The 23,003-nt window shown below is 63.7% G+C and carries 20 protein-coding genes; 6 read left to right on the plus strand and 14 right to left on the minus strand.

What is annotated here, in order from left to right; translation table 11 throughout:
- Window positions 1-74: 74 nt before the first annotated feature.
- The gene (locus tag ABD842_RS16085; protein WP_345116168.1) at window positions 75-1,007 is read left to right on the plus strand and encodes a polysaccharide deacetylase family protein; all 933 of its coding nucleotides are present in this window, start codon (window positions 75-77) and stop codon (window positions 1,005-1,007) included.
- A 181-nt stretch (window positions 1,008-1,188) separates the two neighbouring features.
- Here ABD842_RS16085 and ABD842_RS16090 read toward each other — a convergent pair whose 3' ends face one another.
- The 4 genes from ABD842_RS16090 to ABD842_RS16105 all read right to left on the minus strand — a co-directional run bounded on the left by ABD842_RS16090 (window position 1,189) and on the right by ABD842_RS16105 (window position 5,418).
- Window positions 1,189-1,581 carry a rhodanese-like domain-containing protein gene (locus ABD842_RS16090; protein ID WP_345116170.1) on the minus strand — a complete coding sequence of 131 codons (393 nt, stop codon included), beginning with the start codon at window positions 1,579-1,581 and terminating at the stop codon, window positions 1,189-1,191.
- Between the two features lie 140 nt (window positions 1,582-1,721).
- A complete protein-coding gene (ligA, locus tag ABD842_RS16095) occupies window positions 1,722-3,869 on the minus strand; it encodes an NAD-dependent DNA ligase LigA (protein ID WP_345116173.1) in 2,148 nt (715 codons plus the stop codon).
- Window positions 3,870-4,048: 179 nt separating this feature from the next.
- Window positions 4,049-4,561: a DUF4920 domain-containing protein gene (locus ABD842_RS16100; protein ID WP_345116176.1), complete on the minus strand. Its 513-nt coding sequence runs from the start codon at window positions 4,559-4,561 to the stop codon at window positions 4,049-4,051.
- Window positions 4,562-4,614: 53 nt separating this feature from the next.
- Window positions 4,615-5,418, minus strand: coding sequence for a TapB family protein (locus tag ABD842_RS16105; RefSeq protein WP_345116179.1), 804 nt, complete (start codon window positions 5,416-5,418; stop codon window positions 4,615-4,617).
- A 229-nt stretch (window positions 5,419-5,647) separates the two neighbouring features.
- Between ABD842_RS16105 and ABD842_RS16110 the strand changes: the two genes are divergently transcribed.
- The 3 genes from ABD842_RS16110 (at window position 5,648) to ABD842_RS16120 (ending at window position 7,033) form a co-directional block, all read left to right on the plus strand.
- Entirely contained in the window at window positions 5,648-5,902 is a 255-nt protein-coding gene (locus tag ABD842_RS16110; RefSeq protein WP_345116182.1) for a hypothetical protein, read from the plus strand.
- The gene (locus tag ABD842_RS16115; RefSeq protein ID WP_345116184.1) at window positions 5,895-6,230 is read left to right on the plus strand and encodes a hypothetical protein; all 336 of its coding nucleotides are present in this window, start codon (window positions 5,895-5,897) and stop codon (window positions 6,228-6,230) included. Before ABD842_RS16110 ends, ABD842_RS16115 begins: the two co-directional genes overlap by 8 nt.
- 155 nt (window positions 6,231-6,385) lie before the next feature.
- Complete coding sequence (locus ABD842_RS16120) at window positions 6,386-7,033, plus strand: cytochrome c oxidase subunit 3 (RefSeq protein WP_345116187.1); 648 nt, start codon at window positions 6,386-6,388, stop codon at window positions 7,031-7,033.
- 73 nt (window positions 7,034-7,106) lie between these two features.
- On the opposite strand, the gene ABD842_RS16125 is transcribed toward ABD842_RS16120, so the two are convergent.
- Window positions 7,107-9,332 carry a T9SS type B sorting domain-containing protein gene (locus ABD842_RS16125; RefSeq protein ID WP_345116189.1) on the minus strand — a complete coding sequence of 742 codons (2,226 nt, stop codon included), beginning with the start codon at window positions 9,330-9,332 and terminating at the stop codon, window positions 7,107-7,109.
- A gap of 156 nt (window positions 9,333-9,488) precedes the next feature.
- On the opposite strand from ABD842_RS16125, the gene ABD842_RS16130 reads away from it, so the two are divergent.
- Entirely contained in the window at window positions 9,489-11,510 is a 2,022-nt protein-coding gene (locus ABD842_RS16130; RefSeq protein ID WP_345116191.1) for a M1 family metallopeptidase, read from the plus strand.
- A gap of 84 nt (window positions 11,511-11,594) precedes the next feature.
- Here the strand turns inward: ABD842_RS16130 and ABD842_RS16135 are convergent, their stop codons facing one another.
- The 4 genes from ABD842_RS16135 to ABD842_RS16150 all read right to left on the minus strand — a co-directional run bounded on the left by ABD842_RS16135 (window position 11,595) and on the right by ABD842_RS16150 (window position 14,787).
- Window positions 11,595-12,200: a hypothetical protein gene (locus ABD842_RS16135; RefSeq protein ID WP_345116194.1), complete on the minus strand. Its 606-nt coding sequence runs from the start codon at window positions 12,198-12,200 to the stop codon at window positions 11,595-11,597.
- Window positions 12,201-12,462: 262 nt separating this feature from the next.
- On the minus strand, window positions 12,463-12,903 hold the full coding sequence (locus ABD842_RS16140) for a DUF2147 domain-containing protein (protein ID WP_345116197.1): 441 nt from the start codon (window positions 12,901-12,903) through the stop codon (window positions 12,463-12,465).
- A gap of 119 nt (window positions 12,904-13,022) precedes the next feature.
- Window positions 13,023-13,463, minus strand: coding sequence for a DUF2147 domain-containing protein (locus tag ABD842_RS16145; protein WP_345116199.1), 441 nt, complete (start codon window positions 13,461-13,463; stop codon window positions 13,023-13,025).
- A gap of 613 nt (window positions 13,464-14,076) precedes the next feature.
- Window positions 14,077-14,787: a C40 family peptidase gene (locus tag ABD842_RS16150; protein WP_345116202.1), complete on the minus strand. Its 711-nt coding sequence runs from the start codon at window positions 14,785-14,787 to the stop codon at window positions 14,077-14,079.
- Between the two features lie 213 nt (window positions 14,788-15,000).
- On the opposite strand from ABD842_RS16150, the gene ABD842_RS16155 reads away from it, so the two are divergent.
- Window positions 15,001-16,806: a M61 family metallopeptidase gene (locus ABD842_RS16155; RefSeq protein WP_345116205.1), complete on the plus strand. Its 1,806-nt coding sequence runs from the start codon at window positions 15,001-15,003 to the stop codon at window positions 16,804-16,806.
- A 518-nt stretch (window positions 16,807-17,324) separates the two neighbouring features.
- Here ABD842_RS16155 and ABD842_RS16160 read toward each other — a convergent pair.
- The 5 genes from ABD842_RS16160 to ABD842_RS16180 form a co-directional block, all read right to left on the minus strand.
- Complete coding sequence (locus tag ABD842_RS16160; RefSeq protein ID WP_345116208.1) at window positions 17,325-18,893, minus strand: S8 family serine peptidase; 1,569 nt, start codon at window positions 18,891-18,893, stop codon at window positions 17,325-17,327.
- Between the two features lie 191 nt (window positions 18,894-19,084).
- Window positions 19,085-21,028, minus strand: coding sequence for a KUP/HAK/KT family potassium transporter (locus ABD842_RS16165; protein WP_345116211.1), 1,944 nt, complete (start codon window positions 21,026-21,028; stop codon window positions 19,085-19,087).
- Window positions 21,029-21,137: 109 nt separating this feature from the next.
- A complete protein-coding gene (locus ABD842_RS16170) occupies window positions 21,138-21,725 on the minus strand; it encodes a hypothetical protein (RefSeq protein ID WP_345116213.1) in 588 nt (195 codons plus the stop codon).
- 99 nt (window positions 21,726-21,824) lie between these two features.
- Window positions 21,825-22,460 carry a BamJ family beta-barrel-assembly machinery protein gene (bamJ, locus tag ABD842_RS16175; protein WP_345116216.1) on the minus strand — a complete coding sequence of 212 codons (636 nt, stop codon included), beginning with the start codon at window positions 22,458-22,460 and terminating at the stop codon, window positions 21,825-21,827.
- A 259-nt stretch (window positions 22,461-22,719) separates the two neighbouring features.
- Window positions 22,720-22,854: a hypothetical protein gene (locus ABD842_RS16180; protein ID WP_345116219.1), complete on the minus strand. Its 135-nt coding sequence runs from the start codon at window positions 22,852-22,854 to the stop codon at window positions 22,720-22,722.
- Window positions 22,855-23,003: the final 149 nt, after the last annotated feature.

Below are 23,003 nucleotides of genomic sequence, written 5' to 3' on the forward strand. Positions count from 1 at the left end.
ACGATGCTCCGGCCTGTCTTTCCCTTCTCAAAAGTACCCGGTTGGCGCCTTGCCGGCCCTATTTCCGCCTTATTTTGTTCCGTACCCCGCTTTTCGTAGCCACCGCCCTGGCTGCCAGCACGCTCCTCACAGCCTGCGAAACCAAGCCCGCCACCTCCTCGGAGAAAGCCGGCAGCGCCACCACCGAAGCCATTGCCGCCGACTCCGCCGGCACGCCCGTCACCTCGGGCACGGCCGCCACTGCTACCGACGAGGCCAACGCCACGCCCGCCCCGGACCCGACCAGCATTCCGGCCGGCCGCATGGCCGGGGCCGCCGCCATCACGGCCCGCCCGCAGGTCCCGATTCTGTGCTACCACCAGATCCGCGACTGGACGGCCCGGGACTCGAAAAACGCCAAAGACTACATCGTGCCGGTGCAGGCCTTCAAAAACCAGATGAAGATGCTGGCCGACTCGGGCTACCACACCGTGCTGCCCGACCAGGTGTACGCCTACCTCACCACCGGGGCCAAGCTGCCGAGCAAGCCCATCATGCTCACCTTCGACGACACCGACCTCGACCAGTTTACCGTGGCCCGCCCCACGCTCGACAAACTCGGCTTCAAGGCCGTCTACTTCATCATGACTGTGAGCCTGGGCCGCCCGCACTACATGAGCAAGGCGCAGGTGAAGCAGCTCTCGGATGAGGGCAACGTCATCGGCTCCCACACCTGGGACCACCACAACGTGAAGAAGTACCAGGGCCAGGACTGGGTGACGCAGATCGAAAAGCCCACCAAAACCCTCGAGGAAATCACGGGCAAGAAAATCAATTACTTCGCCTACCCCTTCGGCCTCTGGAACCAGCAGGCTATTCCCGAGCTGAAAAAGCGCGGCTTCGTGGGTGCCTTCATCCTGGCCGAGAAGCGCGACCCGATTGACCCGCTGTTCACCATCCGCCGCATCATTGCCAGCGGCTACTGGAGCCCGCGCACCCTGCACAACAGCATCGTGCAGAGCTTCTAGCCTGTCCTGGCGGGCACCGCGCAGCAATTCGTCCGCTTAAATGGGCCCAACCTGAATTCACCAAAAAGCCCCGGCGTGTGCGTACGCCGGGGCTTTTGTCTTTTAGGGGACTCAACTCATTGCCCAGAATGGATTCCTTCGCGTGGCTCGCAACGACAGCTGGGAACGAAAAAGCTCCGGACTACTCCGTTTTCACGCCCGCGGCTTTCAGCTCTTTGAAGGCGCCGGCATTCACCACTTTCCGAAAGCCCTTTTCCTGCAGGATGGCGGCCGCCTGGCCGCTGCGGTTGCCGGAGGCGCAGTAGAGCACGTAGGTCCTGGTCGTGTCCAGGGCCGCCGCTTTGGCCGCAAAATCCGGCGCTTTGAAGTCCAGGTTCTGGGCGTGCCGCAGGTGGCCGGTGGCGTATTCGGCCGGGGTGCGCACATCGAGCACGACTACCTGCCGCTGCTTTACCAGCTTTTGGGTGGTGGCCAGGTCGGTTACCGGCACCCGGGCCTGGGCCGCCGCCGGAGTGGCGGTCGACAGGGCGAAAACCAGCAGGCCGGTACCAGCGAATAGAAAGGAGCGAAGCATAGGGAAGGGGAAGAGAAGCACTACGAAAATGGGTGTCGTACTGAGTGCAGCCGAAGCATCTCGCTTGCTTCTTCAGCGTGGTTCAACGCAACGGACGAGATGCTTCGGCTGCGCTCAGCATGACGGGCTGGATTGTGACTTTAAAACAGCGAAGCCTGCTGGCCCGGGCTGCCGGAGGGCGTGGCGGGGAAGCTTTCGGACGCAGCTTCAGATTCCCCCGTACGGCCTGCTTCTAAAGCCTCATCGGCCGAATTAGATTCCGCCCCGGCGGGAATCATGGCCAGCAGGTCGGTTTCGGAGATGATGGGCACCTTAAGCGCGGTGGCTTTTTCGCGCTTGGCGGGGCCCATCTTGTCGCCGGCCACGAGGTAGCTGAGCTTCTTGCTGATGGAGCCCGTGATTTTGCCGCCGTGCTGCCCAATCAGCTGCTGCAGCTCCTCGCGGCTGTGCTGCTCAAACACGCCCGACAGCACAAACGTCAGCCCGGCCAGCCGGTCGCTCACGGCCTGCGGGGCTTCGCCCGTCAGGGCCAGCTGCACGCCGGCCGCCCGCAGCCGCTCCACCAAATCACGATTAACAATCTGGGAAGACCAGGCCGCCAGCGACTCGGCAATGACGCCACCGACTTCGGGCACCGCGGCCAGCTCGGGCGCCGAAGCCGCCAGCAACGCGTCGATGGTGCGGTAGTGGACGGCCAGCTTTTCGGCCACGGTTTCGCCCACGTAGCGGATGCCCAGCCCAAACAGCACCCGCTCAAACGGCACCTGCTTGCTGGCTTCGATGCCGCTGATCAGGTTCTGAATGGATTTTTCGCCCAGGCGCTCCAGGCCGGTGAGCTTGTCGGCGGTCAGCTCGTAGATGTCGGCGGGCGTGCGCACCAGGCCCAGCTCGGCGAAGCGGCCCACGGTTTCGGCACCCAAGCCGTCGATGTTCAGGGCCTTGCGCGACACGTAGTGCTCGAGCCGGGCCCGCAGCTGGGGCGGGCAGGCCGTATCGTTGGGGCAGCGGAAGTGGGCCTCGCCCTCGGGCCGGAGCAGCGGCGTGCCGCAGGCCGGGCACTCGGTGGGGTAGCGGATGGGCTGGCTGTCGGCGGGGCGGGCCGTGAGGTCTACGCCGGTGATTTTGGGAATTATTTCGCCGCCCTTTTCCACAAACACCAGGTCGCCCAGGCGCAGGTCGAGGGCGGCAATCTGGTTGGCGTTGTGCAGGGAGGCGCGCCGGACGATGGTGCCCGCCAGCGGTACCGGCGTGAGGATGGCCACCGGCGTCACGGCCCCGGTGCGGCCCACCTGGTACTGCACGTCGTTCAGGCGGGTGCGGCCCGCTTCCGCCGGGTACTTGTAGGCAATGGCCCAGCGCGGGCTTTTGGCCGTGAAGCCGAGCACTTCCTGCTGCTGAAAGTCGTCGACTTTAATCACGATGCCGTCCGTGGCGACGGGCAGCTCGAAGCGCTTTTTCTCCCAGGTATGAATGAAGTCGAGCACTTGCTCCAGACTGGTGCAGCGCCGCCAGGTGTCGGACACGGGCAGGCCCCAGGCTTTGAGGGCTGCCAGGGCGGCGCTGTGCGAGGGAAACACGTTGCGGCCGGGACTGAGGAAGCTGTAGGCGAAAAAGCGCAGGCGGCGGGCGGCTACCACGGCCGAGTCCTGGAGCTTGAGCGTGCCGCTGGCCGCGTTGCGGGGGTTGGCCAGCAGGGCCTCGCCGTTTTGCTCCCGCTCCCGGTTCAGGTCGTCGAATACGGGCAGGGGCAGGAAGATTTCGCCGCGCACCTCAAACTCGGCGGGCTGGGCGGGGCCGGCGGCGCGCAGGTGCAGGGGCAGGTTTTTGATGGTGCGCACGTTGCTGGTCACCACGTCGCCGCGGGTGCCGTCGCCGCGCGTGACGCCCTGGGTGAGCTGGCCCTGCTCGTAGGTCAGGCTCATAGCCACGCCGTCGAACTTCATTTCGCAGACGTAGGCAAAGTCGGCGCCCTCCAGGCCCTTGCGTACCCGCTCGTCAAACTCGCGCAGGTCCGCCTCCGAATAGGCGTTGCCCAGGCTGAGCATCGGGTACTTGTGCGGGGCCGTCGGAAACTGCTTGGTGATGGTGCCGCCCACGCGCTGGGTGGGGGAGTTGGCCAACGCCAGCGCCGGATGATCCTCTTCCAGGGCCTGCAGCTCGGCCAGCAGCTGGTCGAACTCCTGGTCCGGGATTTCGGAGACGTCGTTCTGGTAGTACTGGTAGTTGAGGTGGTGCAGGTGCGCGGTGAGCGTACTGATGCGGTGCTGGATGGAATTCGGGTCGGGCATGGGGCAAAAATAACCGGCGGCGCGTCAGCGCGGGCACGCGGGGAGAGAAGTTTCCGGCGCGGATTTAGTTTAGGTCTTCCGGACCGCGGGCGCAGCGGGGCGCCAGAGCAGGACTGCGAGCTACGAAAAAAGGCCGCCCACCGGGCGGCCTTTCCTGCGGTTGGGGCCGCCACCGGCGCTTAGTCCTGCACCAGCACGCCGTCGGCCTCGAAGTTGAGCTGCTCCTCGGGCTTGGTGATGGCCGCAATTTCCTGAGCTGATTTGCCGGCGTCTTTGGCGTAGTGCTGCAGGTCGCTCACCGGCACTACCTCACGGTGCGCCCAGCCGTTGATGACCACGGTTTTGTCGGTAATATTCTTGGGGACGAAGAAGGCGTAATCCTTGAAGCGGACCCGCATTTCGCTGCCGTCGGGAGTAGCCATGGTCAGCCAGCAGCCCTTCGCCTGGCACACGCCGGTGGCATTGCCCACCAGCTTCACCCGCGCCGAATCCTGATTTCCCAGGGCTTTGCTCAGGTCACTCATCGGCAGGGCCCCGTCGGCGGTGAGGGTTGCGCCGTAGGTTTTGCCGGTAATGGCAGCGGTTTCAGCTTTGGGAGCCGTAGCCGCCGCCGTAGTTTCGGTGGCCGGGGCCGACTGGCAGGCCCCCAGCGCGGCCAGGGCCGTGGCCAGCATACTATTCTTGAAGCTCATGGGAATGAGAGTAGTGAGTTGAGAGCCGAAAATACGAATTTTCGCCCAGCCCGCTACTTGCCCTTGGAAATGGAGGCCAGCGTCCGGGTTTCGGCCAGCTTGCCGTTCTTGCCATACACCTCGGTTTTGACGATGCCCACCGCCGGCGAGTAGTACTCGACGATGCGCATCTTGGTGCTGAAGGCCACGTCGGAGCGGGCCTTGGTCATCGACTCGCGCTCCGACTCCACCTTGTAGCACTGGAACGTGCCGGCGGGAGTCGACACGGCGGCCGGGCCGCTGACCACGCGGCGCTTCTGCTGCAGGGCCGTCACCTTGGCAATATCGACGGCCGAGGTGCGCACCTGCACCACGCTGCCGCCGCCGGGCAGCTGGCTGCCGACTGTGGGCTGGTTGGGCCAGGCAATGCCGACGGGCGCAAAATCAAAGAGCCGGTCGCGGAACGACTTCAGGCTGCCCGCATCAAACTGGGTGAGGCCGTCGGTGTAGGTCGTGTCGCGGGAGCAGCGAAAGGTGAGATCCTGCTGCTGGAGCAGCCGGTTTTTAGGGTCGTAGAGGCCGCTTTTGAGTAAAACGGTGGTGGTAGTCCTGGTTTTTTTCTTGTTCAGCTCCGCGCCCAGGCGGACCACCCGGTAGCGCAGCTCGCCAGCCGCCTTGCCGTCGTTGTCGGTGAGGCGGTACACCAGCTCCATGTTGTCGTAGAGGCCGAACGGATGGGCGCAGGCGTCGCTCTTAGGCGTCGCGGCGGGCGGCGGGACCAGGACCGTAGCCGAGTCCGGCGCGGGGGCCGGCGGAGTGGTTTGAGCCTGGGCGGCCAGGGCCAGCAGGGGCAGCAGGAGCAGAGCGGGGAGTTTCATCGAGCGAAGGAGAAAAGCGTACGTTGAGCCGCATACGCAGCCCGTACAGATTAGATATTAGCCGGCCAAGCTGAAGAGTAGCCGCCCGCGGGGCGCTCAGGCAAAACCCCTGCCAGACGGGTTTTAGGGGCGGGCTGCCACCAACCCGCCGTCCGCCGCGTAACTTGCGGGGCCCGGACACGTTTTCCGGGTACGCTGCTTTTAGCTCCCCCTTTCACTATCCCCACTCATGGCTGATTCTTCCCAGTCCTCCAACAACTTTGCCGACATGGCCGCCTCGCTCCTGGCTAAGCTCTCGGGCGGCGTAGAGCTGTCCTGTGCCTTCGACCAGATGGAGCTGCAGGTGCCCAACCCCCAGAATCCGAATGCCGCCCCCGCCACCTGGCGCCTGAACGGCTCGGTGCGCATCCGCACCCGCGGCGACAACCCGCCCGCTGCGGCTGCTCCCCAACTGCCGCCTGCCAACCCGAGCAACGTTGGCTAGCGGCCTCGACATTGAGGCGCGGCTGGTCATCCACTTCGACGGCGACGATATTCAGCTGGCGGGCTCGGGCACGTACCTGATTGTGAACATTCCGAGCCAGCGCGTGCTCGACAAGCTCACGGCCGGCCCGCCCAAGCCCGCGGGGGAGAAAAAGCCCAAAGCGCCCGGCTCCGACCCACTGCAGCAGATCAACGACGTGGTCCGGCAGCTCGGGCTGGTGCTGGATCTGCGGGTGGCGGGCAAAACCTACGTCACCTTCGGGGCGGGCCGTACCCCCAAGATTACGCTCAACGCGGTGCTGGGAAAAATCGGGTCTTTTTTCTCCTGAGTCAGCCGTCGGAAAAGACCGGAATCTTGGCTATCCGGGCGCGGCTTTTTTGCGTATGTCCCCAGGAAGCCAGCAGGGTTGCCGCAGTGGTCGGGCACGGAACTTATGGCTCCCTAATTGGTTTGCCAGAAGTACGTTTCTCTCCCCCTCCACCGATGATGAATTCCGACAAAGAACGCAAGGACAAAGTAGGGGCCGGGCGGCCCGCTTCCGCCTTCGGCCGCATCGAGCGGGTGCCGCCCCTGCTGATGCTGCTTTACCTGGGCATTGCCGGCGTCACGGTGCTGTTTGTGATTCTGCTGGCGGCCTACGTCCAGACCCGGCATCTGAGCAGCCAGGGCCCGGGGCTGCACCCGTTTCCGCGCTACTTTTCCCTGAGCACCATTGTGCTGCTGGTCAGCAGCTACACGCTCAGCCAGGCCCAGCGCCTGTACCGGCAGGATGAGGTAAAGAGCCTGGCGCGCTGCCTCGGGGCTACGCTGCTGCTGGGCTGCATCTTTGCCGGCCTGCAGGTGCTGGGCTGGCGGGAGCTGATGACCCAGGGCGTATTCTTCACCGGCGAAGCCAGCGGCACCTACGTGTACCTGATTTCGGCCCTGCACGTGGCGCACCTGCTGGGCGGCATGGTGTTTTTGCTGGCCCTGCTGCTGCGCACCCTGCACGCCTCGCGCGATGCCGTGCGCAGCCTGGTCTTCATCCGCAACCCTTACCGCCGGACGCAGCTGCGCATGCTCACCCTGTACTGGCACTTCATCGACGGCCTGTGGGTGGTGCTGTTCAGCCTGTTTCTGTTTCTGTACTAAGGCCAGCCCGTTTAGCAGCAAAAGCCCCGGCTACGCGCGTAGCCGGGGCTTTTTCATACCCTACTAGCAGCAGCTAGCGGGCAATGGTTACGGTTCCCTTAAAGCGCCGGTCGGTGTATTCTACCAGGTAGAAGTACACGCCGCCCGGCAGGTTGCCGCCGTCCCACTTGAAGTCCCGGTTGGTGGTGCGGTACACCTCGTTGCCCCAGCGGCTGAACACCTTGATGCTGCCCAGGCGCGAGTCGCAGAAATCGGGGGGCAGGTTGGGCAGGCGGAAGAAGGCGTTCAGGTCGTCACCGTTGGGCGTGAAGATGTTCGGGGGCATGAAGGGCGGCACCACGGGCGGAATAACCTCCAGGCGCACGGTGCGCATCTGGGGCTGAGCGAGGCAGGTGGTTTCCTGCAGCCGAAAGGTTACCTCCAGCCCGTTCTGGCGCACGGCCTCGCAGTCCGGAGTCCAGCGGAAGGTGCCCGTGGCGCGGCCGGTGCCGTTCTGGGGCGTAAAGGTGATGCCGGCCGCCGCCAGGTCGAAGCTCTTGCCCGTGGCCGTCAGCACCAGCGGGTTGGGGTCAGCGTCGAGGCCCTCCAGCGCAACCTCGTACACCTCGCCCAGGCGCCGCCGGATCAGGGGCGGCAAACCTGCCGAATCGGGGGGCAGGCTGGTGGTCAGCACGGGAGGCTGGTTGCTGTAGTCAATCTGGATGGGCACGACCAGGCTGGTAGCCTGCCGCTCGTTGCAGGGACTGGCGGCGGCCGTAAACTCAAACTCAAATACGGGCTTGCTTATCGCCGAGCAGTCGACGCGCCAGGTGAAGGTGCCGCGGGTCTGGCTGCCCACGGGCGCCTGGCTGAGCTGGGCCCCGAAGGCGGCAGGGCTAAAGCCGCGGCCGGTCATTTCCAGCGTCACCGGGTCGTTGTCGGGGTCGGTGCCGGTGAGGGTGAACGTGACCAGGTCGCCGGGCCGGGCGCGCAGGGGGCGGGCTGGGCCGGCCGTGCTGCTGATGACGGGGTTGCCGTTGGGGTCGGGGACGGAGGTGAAAGCCACCCGCAGCGTGTCGCGCTTGGGCAGGCTGCAGCCGTCGTCCGACACGATGACGTCGAGCAGGAATACTTTGCCCCGGGTGTTGAGGCAGGCCGGGAAGCACAGCCGGGAGATGAGCGTATCGGGGGCTCCGGCCGTCTGAACGAGCCCTTTGGTGATGCTGAACGTCGGCAGCACGCCCGTAAAGTTCACCGGGTTCAGCGACAGACTCAGCGTGGTGGTCGGGTCGGGGTCGGTGAAGCGCAGCGTGAGGCAGCGGCTGGTGCCGGTGGTGAGGCGTAGCGTGTCGAGGCCGGGGCGGTAGGGTTGGGTTTTGCCGGTCAGCAGCATACTCATGCTGGGCGTGGTGTTGCGCGGGCAGCTGAGCACCTGCAGCTGAAAGTCGCGGCGCACTTCCCCGATTTTCATGCCCTTGCGGTACTCCGAGCACTTAATGCCGAACACGAACAGCCCCAGCTGCTGGGGCAGCACCTGCAGCCGCCCGCTAATCCGGTCGATGGTCAGCGCCGGGTTGCCCGGAATCTGGTTCAGCACATTCAGCCCCGGCTGCCACTGAATGGGCGCGTAGGGCGCCGGCTCGGCCGTGGGCGGCTTGGGCAGGCCGGGCGTGGCGTGGCCGTTGAGGGGCGTGGCCAGCTCATACACCAGGGAGTCCTGGTCGGCGTCCTGTCCGGCGAAGCTGTAGTAAAACAGCTCCCCCCGGCAGGCGTAGTCGCTCAGGGGCGGGAATATTTTCGGGGTCGAGTTGAGGAAAGGCTGGCCGCCGCGCACTACGGCCGGAAACTCCAGGTAGAAGGTCTGGCCCGCGTCGCCGGGGTTCTGGATGTTGCTGATGCCGTTGTTGCGGCAGCACCGCTCAATGGCCGCGTAGTAGCCGGCGCCGTTGGTGTACACGTTTGAGGGCAGCTCAATGAGCCGGCTGTAGATCAGGCGGCGGGTACTCAGGCTGGGCACGGTGCAGGCAATGTTGGAGTAGGCTACCAGCGTGTTGCCGATCAGCGGCAGCACCACGTCCTGCATCCGGCGGTTGGTGGTTTTGTCGAAGATGCTGGCCGTCAGGTCCTGATCCAGGGCGCCGGCGTTGCCGTTGAGGGCATCAAAGTACAGGTTCAGCGAAAGGCGGTACTGGTTGCCCGCGACGCGCTGCAAGTCCATTTCGCCGCCCACAATGTGGGTGGCCCGGGCGCCGGCCGCCGCCAGCAGCACCAGCAGCAGAATCAGGCCCGTCCTAAAAAATATCGGTAGATGTCCCATCATCAGCAGGCTGGTTGAAACCTTGTAGTACTTGCGAAAGATACAACAGCTGCTGCGGAACCGGGTTTGGCAGCCGGGAGTTTATGTGGCGCGCTGCGTATCTTGCTGGCACCATTGTCTTCCCCTCCATTTTCCGCCCTTATTCCCTTACTCTTTCCTATGAAGCGTTTTTACTTTTCCACGTTGCTGAGCGTGCTGCTGGCGGCGCCGGCCTGGGCGCAAAGCCCGGAATACCAACCCAAACCGGCGGATGTACTCATGGATGCCGGCCTGAGCTGCGCCCTTATGCACGAGACGACCGCCCAGCGCCAGCCCGCCACCACCGTGCGCCATGCCCAGAAGATGGAGCGCTACGACGTGAAGTACTACAAGCTCAACATCACCCTGGAAAACAACTCCCGGGCCGTCGGCGGCAGTGTGCGCATGCAGGCCCAGGCACAGGGTCAGGCCCTGGATTCGCTGGCTTTTGAACTGTATTCCACTTTCATCATTGATTCGGTAGTGGTGAACGGGCAAAAGAGCCCCGGCCTGCGCCGCTCCGCCGGCAACGTGACGGCCCGTCTGGCCCAGCCCGTGCCGGCCAACGCGCTGTTCAATGCCCTGATCTACTACCGCGGCACGGCCCCCAACGGCAGCTCCGCCGCCATCGGCAACGCCCTCGACACGCGGTATCAGAATACGTACGGCGTAAACGTGACCTGGAGCCTGAGTGAGCCCTTCAACGCCTACGAGTGGTGGCCCTGCAAGCAGATTCTGACCGACAAGGCCGACTCATCCGACGTGTGGGTAACGACTTCCAGCTTCAACAAAGTGGGTTCCAATGGGATTCTGGAGCGCGTGACGCCCCTGCCCGGCGGCAACAGCCGCTACGAGTGGAAGTCGCGCCACCCCATCGACTACTACCTGATTTCGGTGGCCGTGGCGCCTTATATTGAGTATACCAACTATGCCAATCCCGTGGGTGGCCCCACCATTCCCATTGTCAACTATCTGTACAACGCCGCGGCCAAGACATTCTACAAGCAGGAAATTGATCGTACGCCGGGCTTCCTGGAGAACTTCTCGAATCTGGTGGGGCTGTACCCGTTTGCCAACGAAAAGTACGGCCACAGCATGGCGCCCATCGGCGGCGGCATGGAGCACCAGACCATGACCACCCAGGACGGCTTCAGCTTCACGCTCACGGCCCACGAGCTGTTCCACCAGTGGTTTGGCAACAACGTGACCTGCGCCTCCTGGCAGGATATCTGGCTCAACGAAAGCTTTGCCTCCTACGGTGAGTTTATCTCGCTGAATGCTTTTCCGGCCACTGCGCCCTACCCGGCCCGCACCTGGATGGACAATGCCCACACTACCTCGATGCAGGTGCCCAACGGCAGTGTCCGGGTACCCGCGGTCGATACGACCAACGTCGGCCGGATTTTCAGCAACCGCTACTCCTACAAGAAGGGCGCTACCGTCGTGCACATGCTGCGCTACCTGCTGCAGGACGACGTGAAGTTCTTCCGGGCTTTGCGTACCTACCAGACCACCTTCGCCGGCCGCACGGCCCGCACCATCGACATGCAGCGCATCTTCGAGGCCGAAGCCGGCACTTCCCTCACCTATTTCTTCCAGCAGTGGTACGCGGGTGAAGGCTTCCCCACGTTTGCCGTGCGCTGGAACCAGGTCGGCAACAGCCTGTATCTGCGCAATACCGAGTCGGTGTCGGCCCCGGGCGTGACGCCCTTCTTCGATACGGAGCTGGACTACCGCATCACCTTCAGCTCCGGTCCGGCCCTGACGGTGCGCCTGCGCCAAAGCCAGCTGGTATCCTCGTTTACCGTGCCGGTGACGGGCACTGTCACCAGCATTCAGGTTGACCCCGATCAATGGATACTCAACGGCGCCGGTAGCGTGGTGCGCGACAACTCCCTGATTCTGGCTACCAAGTCGGCTGCCCGCCTCACGGCCCTGAGCGTGTACCCCAACCCCTGCCGCGACGTGCTGCAGCTGCTGAACCTGAGCCCCCAGGCCGCTCAGGCCGTGGTGACCGATGCCACCGGCCGCGTCCTGTCGCGCCAGACCGTCAGTGCCGCGCAGCCCCGCCTCGATACCCACGCCCTGTCGCCCGGCCTCTACTACCTGCGCCTGACCAGTGCCGATGGCTCGGCCCGCATGGCGCGCTTCGTGCGCGAGTAGCGCGCCGACTGCCTTCCCCAACAAAAAGCCCCGCCAGATTCTGGCGGGGCTTTTTGTTGCTTTTGATGGAACTGGCGCTACGTCTTATTTAGCATACTCCAGAATGTGGGCCTGCACTTCGGCCGGGGCCGGGGGCAGGTTAAACACCCGGTCCATAAGCTCATCAAAGGAGTGGGCCGGGGTGAAAATAGCGTCGTGGTAAGGGTTAGCCGAAAACCGGATGAATCCCGGTTGCCCGTTTATGCTTACCATATCCACCGTGATGGTGCCGAACTTCTGGTTGCAGCGGCCCGAGTGGGTGCAGTCCTGGGGCTGAGGCTTGAGAAAGTGCTTGTCGATGACTTCCGTGTACCGGTCGTGGCGCAGGGTGCGCTGGTCGGAGGTCGAGAGGTTATAGCCCAGCGCCAGGACCCGGTCGCGGACAAAGTCGAACAGGTGGCGGAAGTTGCCGGGCCCGATGCTGGGGTCGAAAAAAAACAGGGCACCCTGCCGGCCGCACTCGTCGAGCAGCTGCACCCGCAGGCCCTGCCCGCCGACGCCAGTTTTGCGAAAATGATAGGCCTTGAAATAGGGCCCCATCCAGTTCAGATACACCTGCTGCCCGACCCACTGCTCCTGTCTGAGAGTCTGGGCGGGGGTACGGACCAAATGGCGCCACTGGGCGTCGTCCTGGGGGCCGTTCTTCGGCAAAATATGTTTTAAGAATCCGAACAAGATGAATAGGCCGCTTTAAAAGGAAACCACCAGCTTTCTGAAATAGTTTTCAGCCCCGGGCGGCCGCTGGTCCCCAATTTTTTCTTTTTTAGCCCATTTTCCGCCAGGTCGCCGCTGCCCGCTGCCCGGATGGCGGACCCGTCGGGCGGGGCGGCCTGACGAGACTGTGCAGAGAGCCTCCTGCAACGGCAGAGGCAGCCGTCAGGCCGGTAGCGTATTGATGCGGCGCTGACTGCGGCTACCGCACCCGGGCCCAGTAGTGAGAACGGCCAATGAGGGAAAATCCGATGTAGCCCTTCACTTCCAGCCGGTCTTTGCCGGTCAGGCTCACGTAGCAGGAGTAGGTGCGGCCGCTGCCGGGGTCATAAATCTGGCCGTCTTCCCACCGCTCGGCATCCGGATTGTAGCGCAGATCCTGCAGCACTACCAGGTTCTGCAGGGGCCGGGCCCGCTTGTCGGCCACCGGGTTGCGCCGGTCCAGCTTGGCATAGCCGGTGTTGGGGTCCTGGGGCTCGCGCAGCCATACTAGCCGCCCGCAGAGCCGCTCCCCGCAGCGGTAGATTTCAATGTGCGTTTCCCCGCTGTCATCCGCCCAGACCCCAGTGGGAACGGGAGACTGGGAGCGCGGCCCCAAGGGCGCCAGCAGCCAGATCAGCAGACAGACCAGTAGAGTTTTCAAGCAGAAAAGAAAGTGAGAAAGGGGTTGGGGCAGGCCGCAGGGCGAAGTGGGAAGGTAACAAAAAAAGCGGCGCCCCGGTTTGGGGCGCCGCTAAGAAAACGGGGAACAAGGAGCCGGGCTTACTTAATCCGGGTCCAGGTCTGCGACTTGCCGATGAGCGAGAAGCCGATATAGCCTTTCACTTCCATGGTGTTGGCGTTGAGTACTTTCATGTAGCAGGAGTAGGTTTTGCCATCTTCGGGGTTGTAGATGGTGCCATCGTCCCACTTGTTCTCTTCGTCTTTCTCGAAGTTTTTCATAAACACCAGGCCCAACCGGGGCCGGCTGCGCAGCTTGGGGTCCGGGTTTTGCGGGTCCAGCTTGGGCTTACCGGTGGCCGGGTCGTTCGGCACGGTCAGCGACACAATCTTGCCGTAGAGCTTGTTGCCGTTCTGATAAATCTCGAAGGTTGCTTTCTTCTCCTCGTTTGTCCAGATGCCGAGGGGAGAGAGTTTCTGAGCGGATGCCAGGCCGGAGAAGCCCAGGAGCATGGTCAGGCAAAGGAACAGGGTTTTTTTCATGGGGAGAATAAGGGTTGTTTTCGGGAAAAAGATAAGCGAAAACTCTGGAAGTGCCACGCGGCCCTCCGCAAGGTTGCTGCCGGACCAGTTGCAAGTTTGAGGCCGAAATAGGGAAGGAGCTAAAAACCGGAATTTTGTGAAAAATGAAGGACCTGATTGTCAGTCGGATGCCGGGAAAGCCCGCTGGACGGGGGGGGGAAAGCGTTTTTAATTTTGAACCATCCCTGGCCCTTTTAACTTTACCAGCCAGTAGTGAGTGCTACGACCCCGCCCAAGCAACCCTAAAATGCTGGGCCGCGCCGGCGGGGGTATGTCGGATCTAAAGAAAGGAGGTACAAAATGTCTAGTAGTCCCAAACAAATCCTGCCAAGCCTGTCGAATGTAGTCCGCTTCACCGCCGGACGCGCTTAACAACAGCTTTCGCGCGGAAACCAGCTCAATCTGGTGGTTTCCCGCATTCTGGCAAGGTCTTACACGAAGGATGACGGGGCTGCACCCCAGCCTCGCCGCTTGGTAAGATTTGAAGGATTAGATGCCCGGTTCGCCCAGCAGCCTCTCTGTGAGGTTCTGCATAGGCGGTCCGGGCATCGTTGTTTTCCGGCCTTTGGGTGGGCTAGCGCCGTACCGGGGCCGAGACTTTGTACTTGGTGCCGGTAGCTGCCGCCTTGGTCTTTACCTCAATCTTGGTGGCCGCGGCCGGAACTGCCGTCGGCAGGGCCGGCGCCAGGTTTTCGCCCAGCACCCGCCGGATGCCCATAAAGCGCCGCTCGTAGTCGGTGCCTTCCACCTGGCTGATCTTCACCCCCGACTCACGGCGGGCCGACGACGAGTGAATGAACTGCAGCGGCTGTCCCGGTTCGGAGATGACAATGCCGGCGTGCCCGGGCGTAGTGGCGGTGGTAGCCGTGCCGGTGAAGACGACCATGTCGCCGGGTTGGGCTTCAGCCCGGGCAATGGGGCGGCCGGTAGCAATGAGCAGCGCCGTGGAGTGGGGCACGCTGACGCCGAAGTGCCCGTAGACGAACAGCAGAAAGCCGGAGCAGTCGAAGCCGCCGCCCGGAGTGGTGCCGGCGTAGGTGTAGGGCGAGCCCAGCTGCTGCCGGGCAAAGCGAATCAGGCTATCGGCCCGGGGCAGCGGCCCGGCGGCGGCCAGCGCCGGCGCAGCCAGCGGATTGTCGGGGGCCGGGTCGGAAACGGGGCGGGTGGGGGCAAAGGCCGTGGTGACTTCGGCACTCGGGTGGGGCGGGAGGTGAACCCGCTGCCAGCCCACGAAAGCGAGCATTCCAATAAGCAGGATCATAAACGTAAGCCAGACGTAGCGCATAGATCAGCAGATAAACGCCCCAAAGGCCGGGGCTGTCCTGCCCTAACGGAGGAGCTGCTACCCGGGTTCCTGCGGCCGGCCGCGCGGGCGCTGGTAACATCAGCGGTGGGTAGGTTGGGTTTCGCCCTTATCTTGCAACCCCGGCCGGCTTTTGCCGTCGGGATGGTGGCGCCTGCCGCCGTTCTGATTTTTTTATTCCTTCCCTTTTCCCACATGATGCACTCTTTTTTTCGGCGGCTGCTGGCTCTGGCCGTGGTACTGCTGCTGAGCCAGTTTACCCCGGTGCTGGCCGCCACGCTGCGCTACACGCTGGCCATGCCGGCCCCGCAAAGCCACTATTTCGAAGTTGAAATGGCCCTCGGGGGCTTTGGCAAGCAGTTCACGGACGTGAAAATGCCCGTGTGGGCGCCCGGTTCCTACCTGGTGCGGGAGTTTGCCAAAAACGTGGAAGGCTTCGCGGCCCAGGCCGGCTCCACGGCCCTGCGCACCGAAAAAGTGGCCAAGAACACCTGGCGCGTATATCACCCCGGCGCCAAGGACTTCACCGTGCGCTACAAGGTGTACGCCTTCGAGCTGAGCGTGCGGACCAGCTTTATCGACGGGGCCCACGGCTACGTGAACGGCACCAGCGTCTTTATGTACCCCGATGGGGAGGTAAAGCTGCCCAGCACGCTGACCGTGCAGCCCGCGCCGGGCTGGGCGCAGGTGAGTACCAGCCTGAAGCCCGCCGCGGGCGGGGCCCCCTTCACCTTTAGCTCTGCTTCCTACGACGAGCTGGCCGACTCGCCCATCGAAATCGGCAACCAGAAGGTGATGACGTTTGACGTAAACGGCACGCCCCACACTGTGGCCATGTTCGGCACCGTGCAGTACGACGAAACCCGCCTGCTACGCGACATGAAGAAAACCTGCGAGGAAGCCCACCGGGTGGTGGGGCAGAATCCGCTGGACCGCTACGTGTTCATCATCCACAACATCGACCGGGGCACGGGGGGCTTGGAGCACCTGTTTTCCACCACGCTGTCGGTATCGCGCAACGCCTACAGCTCGGAAGCGGGCTGGAAAGGCTTTCTGGGGCTGGTGGCCCACGAGTATTTTCACCTCTGGAACGTGAAGCGCATTCGCCCGGTAGCGCTGGGGCCCTTCAACTACGACCAGGAAAACTACACCCGCATGCTGTGGGTGAGCGAGGGCGGCACCGAGTACTTCTCCAACCTGATTGTGCAGCGCGCGGGCTTCCTGACCCCGGACGCGTACTTGGCCGACCTGAGCAACAGCATCGGGCGGGTAGAAAACACCCCGGGCAACAAGCAGCAGTCGGCCGCCGAGTCGAGCTTCGACGCCTGGATCAAGTACTACCGGCCCAATGAAAACTCCGCCAACACCGGCATCAGCTACTACGACAAGGGCGAAGTCATCGGGGCCGTGCTGGACCTGATGATCATTCAGGCCACCAACGGCGAGAAGCACCTCGACGACGTGATGCGCTACCTCTACGCCCAGTACTACCAGAAACTGGGCCGGGGCTTCACCGATGCCGAGTACCAGGACGCGGTAGCCAAAGTGGCCGGCCGCCGCTTCGACGAGTTCTTCCGCAACAACGTGTACGGCATCCAGACGCTGGACTATGGCACGGCCCTGGGCTACGCCGGCCTCAAGCTGACCAGCACCCCCGTCACCACCGACGCCACGCTGGGGGCCAACTTCAGCCCCGCCGGCGGCAAATACACCGTGGCCAGCGTGCTGCGCGACGGCAGCGCCTGGCAGGGCGGTCTGAGCGTGGGCGACGAAATACTGGCCCTGAACGGCACCCGCGTCACCGACGACCCCAACAAGGCCCTGGTGGGGGCGCCGGTGGGCGCCACAGTAACCCTGCTGGTAAACCGCGACGGCCAGACGAAGGAGGTAAGCCTGCCGCTGCTGGCCGGCCAGGCCCAGCGTTACCGCATCGAGCGGCTGCCCAACCCTACCGAGCAGCAGCAGCGCGTGCTCAACAAGTGGCTGCCGGTAGCGAAGTAGCCCCGCCGCCCAGCCACAGGCAAAAAAGAGCCCCGTCCGGTACTGCCGGGCGGGGCTCTTTGGGTTTTCAAACCCCTGCCTTGCCTTTGTAGGATATAGGGGTAGGTTCGGAAGGTGCCGGGGTAGGTTCGGAACCTGGCGGGTGGGGTTCGGAAGCAGAACGTCGGGGTTTCAAACCCCACGGTAGGACTTCCGAAGGGGTGAGTCGGGGTTCGGAGCCCCGTCCGACAGGTTCCGAACCCGAACAATGGGGTTCCGGGCCCCGGCCGCCGATTGCGGCGGGTTTTGCGGCCCCGACAAGCAAAAGGCGGCGGGCGTGAGGCCGGGTCTGCTCTCGAACAGGCAGGTAAAGCACTCTGGATACCCGAAGCTGAGCTGAAACCGACGCTTCTGCACTACAAAACGCCGACGGCGGCCCTGCCCCCGTTGGCTGCCACTTCCGTATTCCACCCGGCCAGCAAAGAAAAGCCCGTTCCGAAGTCCGCAACGGGCTTTTCAGCAAGAGCATTCAGCCTACGCTACAGCGGCAGGGCGCCCACAGCGGAAGCCAGGTTTACGCGGCCCCAGCCAAAGCTGCCGCTGCGGGCCATGCGGTTGGAGCTGGCCGCCACGAGGCGGCTCATAATCTGGGCGCGGGTTTCGGTGGGGTATCTGGCCCACAGCACCGCCGTCATGCCGGCCATGCTGCTGGTGGCCACCGAGGAGCCGCCCACGGTGCTGGCCGCGTCGCCGCTCATGGCCAGCGTGAGCGGGCGCCGGTCGTTGCTGGCGCGCTGCATCACCACCGTAAACTCGACGTCGGCGCCCACGTGGCACTCGTCGCAGCGGGTGCTCAGGTCGGTTTTCTGGCCCGTTACGGCCACGCACTCGGGCAGGGAGGCCGGGTAGATGACGCCCGCCCAGCCGGCCGTCCAGTCGAAGGACGTACCGGCGGCGCAGAAGATCAGTTTGCCCCGGTCGTAGGCGTAGCGGATGGCGTCGGCCAGCTGCGAGGAGCTGGTGAGCCGGCCCAGGCTCATGCTGATGATGCGCACATCGGCGCGGTTGGCGGCCAGCACGTAGGCGTCCGACACGCCCTTCAGCTCGCGGCTGCCGTCGATGAAGACGTCTTCGGTGGCGTGAATCGTAATCAGGTTGGCGTTGTAGGCCACGCCTACCGAAGCGCCGTCGGTGCCGCGGGGCCCGGCGCAGGCCCCGGCCATGCTGGTGCCGTGCCCGCAGTCGTCGTTGGCCGTGGGCGTGTCGCCGTAGGGAATGCCGAACAGGGAGTTGCGCGGCAGCGTGGCCAGGCGCTCAACGGTGCGGCCCGAGCTCAGGCCCTGGTTGAAAGCCGCCCCCAGATTTTCCTGCGCGTCGGAGCAGCCCGTATCGATGATGACCACCTTCATGCCCCGGCCCGTGCTCTGACTCCAGCTGGTGCGGATGCCGTGGTACTGGTCGGCCTGACTCCACGACGACTTGCTGCCGTTGCTGAGCACCGTGTAGTCGTCGCCGGCCACCAGCCCGGCCGTGGCGGTATTGTTGCCGCAGCCGCTGTTGGAGAGGGAAGCGGCCGTTTTGTGAGCTACCGGGTGGTAAGGCTCGTAGCCCATGGGCTCGGCGTAGCGCACCAGCCCCGACTGGCGCAGGCGCCGCACCGTGCTCAGCTGATGCACCTCCACGTCGAGCACCGGCAGCACGTTCTCGTCAAACACCACCAGCTGCTCCAGCGTCAGCGTGGGGTTGGCTTTGCGCTCTTCTTCCAGGATGATCTGCAGCACCTGCTGCCGGGCCGCGAGCCAGTCGGCGTCCTGGCTGGCATTGGCCGGCAGGGCGGTGCCGGGGGCGGTGCCCGCCGCCCGGTAGCCCACCGCCAGCACGAAGTCGGAGCGGGTCAGGGCGCTCCACACGGCGTGGTCGGTAGCGGCCGACCAGTCAAAGCGGCCCTGCTGGCGGAGCCCGCGCCAGATCTGGTCGTCGAGCTGCTGGGTGGTGAGGGCTTCGGTGGGGCTTTCGGGCGCCGCCGGGGCCGCCATTTCGGCCTGCTGCTGACAGCCGGCCAGGGTAAGCGCCAGCAGGGCCGCGGGCGCCAGGGTAGAAGTACGCATAAGACAGTGGGTTTTGGTGGTGGATTGGAGAGAACAGGAACATAAGGAAAGGATAATATTTTTGGTATGCAAGCCGCGTAAATCACTCAGCCACAGGGACAAGGGGGTAGCAACAGAAAAAGGCCCCGGCGCAGTGCGTCGGGGCCTTTTTGCAAGGGTGCTTTGCCAGCAGTAAGCTGAGCGCCGGGAGGTTACATCACCCGCTTCAGGGCCACGTCGCGCACCGGGGTGATGACGAGCGGTACCTTTTCCACCTTCACCGAGCTGGTGTCGAGGCCGAAGTATTTGTCTTCGGAAGCAATGAACTGCTTGATGTAGAAGTAGGCCTGCATCACGAGCTTTTCCACCAGGGGGAAGTCGTTTTCGACCGAGAGGAACTTCTCCAGCACCACGAAGCGGAAGTCGCCGGTCACGTGCTGCTTGCTCAGCGACTCGTAGCGGGAGGTGATGTCCACTTCCTTGTTGCGCACCAGGTCCTCCACCACCTTGCGGAAGTACAGGTTGATGCGCTGCTCTACCCGGAAGCCCAGGCGGAAGGTGATGCGGAAGGCATCGTCCGGGGCCAGCTCGTGTACTTTGTATTCCATCGTGTAGGGTTCGTCGGTGGTGTCGACGTGCACAAACCAATAGATGTCGGCGCGCTTGGGCCGCTTCTGGAAGATGGAATAGATGATCTTGGACTCGATTTCGGAAGCCCGCTCGGCCGAGGTCATAAATACCAGGTGGGTAGAGTACTTGGGTACCGTGTCGTCGTCGGAAAGCTGCTTCAGCGCTTCCATATACGGCTCGATCTTGACGAACTCCGTCAGGCGGCGCTTGATGTAGTAGGCCCGCAGCCAGGTGTACATCACCGCTATCAGGGCTGCGCCAATGGCCAGGGACACCCAGCCGCCGTGGGGAAACTTAATCAGGTTGGCAATCAGAAAGGAGCCTTCGATGCCGCCGTAGAGCAGCGCAAACAGCACCACCACCACCATCGGCACCCGGCGGGAGCGGAGCCACACGGTGAGCAGCAGCGTAGTCATAAGCATGGTGAGCGTGATGGCCAGGCCGTAGGCGGCTTCCATGTTGCTGGACTCGCGGAAGTAGAGCACCACCCCGATGCAGCCCAGCAGCAGCAGGCGGTTCATGCTGGGCACGAAGAGCTGGCCCTTCACGTCGGTAGGGTAGTTGAGCTTCACCTTGGGCCACATGTTGAGGCGAATGGCCTCGGCCACCAGCGTGAAGGAGCCCGTGATGAGCGCCTGGGAGGCAATGATGGCGGCAATAGTGGCAATGCCGATGCCGATGAGCAGAAACCACGACGGCATCAGCTCATAAAACGGGTTGCGGCCGTTGAGCTGCTGCCCCTGGTGGGCGAGCAGCCAGGCGCCCTGGCCGAAGTAGTTGAGCACCAGGGCTGTCTTAACGAAGATCCAGCTGATGCGGATGTTGCCCTTGCCGCAGTGGCCCAGGTCGGAATACAGCGCCTCGGCCCCGGTGGTGCACAGGAATACTGCGCCCAGCAACCAGAAGCCCCCGGGGTATTCTACCAGCAGCATGTAGGCATAGTAGGGGTTCACGGCCTTCAGAATCTCGGGATTCTGGATAATCCAGCTGCCGCCCAGCAGGGCCAGCATGCTGAACCACAGCAGCATAATCGGTCCAAAGGCCTTGCCGACAATCTGGGTGCCGAAGCTTTGGAGCAGAAAAAGGCCCGCAATGATGGCAATGACGATGTAGACAATGACGTCCTGACTGAGCTGCGGGTATACCTGCTTGAGGCCTTCAATGGCGGAAGCCACCGAAATGGGGGGCGTAATCACGCCATCGGCCAGCAGGGCCGCCCCGCCGATAATGGCCGGGATGGTCAGCCAGGTAGCGCGACGGCGTACCAGGGCGTAGAGCGAAAAAATACCCCCTTCGCCGTTGTTGTCGGCATTGAGGGTGAGCAACACGTACTTGATGGTCGTTTGCAGCGTGAGGGTCCACAGGACGCAGGAAATGCCGCCGAGTACCAGCCGAGGGTCGATGAGCTCGGGCACGATGGCCTTCATCACGTACAGGGGAGAGGTGCCGATATCACCGTATATGATGCCCAAGGCAATGAGCAGACCCGCAGTTGAAATAGCGGTGTGCTGGTGTTTGGCGTCCATGAGGAAAGTAAAAGGGAATATACGCGGGTTGAAAAGCGGCCAAAGGTAGGGCAAATGCGCCGAACGAAAAGGCTCCGGCCCTCACGCGTACCTGCTTAAAAAAGGCGGGTTACGGCAGAAAAAAAGGTGGGCCTTCGGGCGGCAACGGCGATTCCGGATCCTGCAACGCCTCCTGCTCGGCCTGCCAGGTCAGGGCCGCCGCCGCCGCGGCCGCCGCCTCGTCGTGGCGCAGCTGAATGCGGCGGTTGGTGGCCGCCGCCAGCCGCTGCCAGGCATCGGTGGCTCCGGGCAGCGAGAAATAAACGGCCTCGCGGCCCAGCCGGAATATCCGCAGCCGGTTGGTGCCCCGGGTTCCGTAGGCCAGCAGCAGCGCCCCGGCCGTGATGCCCAGCATGGCCGGGCTCGTACGCAGCCAGTGCTGCAAAAAAGCCAGCAGGAAGCCGGCCAGGGTGAAGCCGCCCAGCAGAAACCACAGCAGCCAGCGCACGGGTGTGAGCTCCACGCCTTCCAGCTCCAGCAGCGAGAAGGACTGACCCCGCACTTCCAGCCGGTCATCGGTCAGCACCAGGCGGCCGTCTTCACTGCGCAGTGTGGGCAGGGAAGCTGGTTCCGGCGCTGGCGGCGGACCAGCAGCGGCCGGGGAAGGCCCGGGCGTGGGCTCCGGGACGCCGGCTGGCGGCAGGGGTGGGGTGGTCATGGGGGAGGAAGGGCCGAACGAAGGCTCCGCCGTAGCGGTGCGCACCCAGCGAGGCCGGGTGGCATGGGCTACGGCGGAAGCCGACTGGTTCGGGGTACTTCAGTTGTTTACTTTCAGCAGCTCCACGTCGAAGATCAGGGCCGAGTCGGGGCCAATGTCGCGGCCGGCGCCGCGCTTGCCGTACGCCATTTCCGAGGGAATGTACAGGCGCCACTTCGAGCCTTCGGGCATCAGCTGCAGGGCTTCTGTCCAGCCGGCAATAACCTGGTTGACGCCAAACGTGGCGGGCTGGCCGCGCTGGTAGCTGCTGTCGAATACGGTGCCGTTGAGCAGCGTGCCGTGGTAGTGGGTGGTTACCGAGCTGCCGGGGCCGGGCTTGGCGCCGCTGCCTTCGGTCAGCACTTCGTACTGCAGGCCGCTGGGCAGGGTGTGTACGCCGGCTTTGTTCTTGTTTTCGGCCAGGAAGTCTTCCCCGGCCTGCTTGTTGTTGCTCATATCTGCGGAATTGGTGGTGTCGTCATCTTCGTCTTCGGGGCCGCCCATCTGGGCCTGCAGCTGCTCCATGGCTTCGCGCATCTGGTCCTGGTCGAGGCGGCTGGGCTGGCCGCTGAGGCCTTCCTTCATGCTGGCGGCCAGCACGTCCACGTCCAGGTCGAGGCCCTGCTGGGAAAAGTTGCGGGCCAGGTCGCGCCCGATGATGTAGCTGATCTGCTCCTTGAGGCTGGTCAAGTCCATAAATCACTGGTTTTTGCCGCTTTCCGCCTTCTCCGGTGGGCCCGGGAAAAAATAGCGAAAGCCAGCGGTGAGAGAATGCCGGCTGCCCCGCGGGAGCGGCCGAACTGTGAAGTACCGAAAACAGCCGGGAATGGATGTGGTTTTTTTCAGCCCCGCAGGCTAACCCGCTGAGTCAGACGCCGGGATTCTTTTCGGCCCAAAAACAAAAAAGCTCCGCCAGGGCGGAGCTTTGCGGGACGAAACCAGCAGCTGGCTAGGCTTAGCAGTAATAGCTCTGGTCTTCGCCGTGCAGGTCGAAGTGCAGGTTCAGGTTCAGGACTTGGGCGGTCAGGTAGCCCAAAGAACCCAGGCTGCTCAGTAACAGCAGCGACGAAAGGGCAGTGGTCTTTTTCATGGCAAAGATGATATGTAAAAGCAATTCAGCTTGTTGGATGCAAAGATAATACGCAACGGGCGATAAAGTGTTATGCTAGCAGCATAAATTAACCTGGGCGTAACTCAGCCAGCAGCCACGCTCCCCGACCGGCCGGCAAGCCGGGTGCG

Source organism: Hymenobacter algoricola (genome assembly GCF_039539525.1).
In the GTDB taxonomy this organism is placed as follows: Bacteria; Bacteroidota; Bacteroidia; order Cytophagales; family Hymenobacteraceae; genus Hymenobacter; species Hymenobacter algoricola.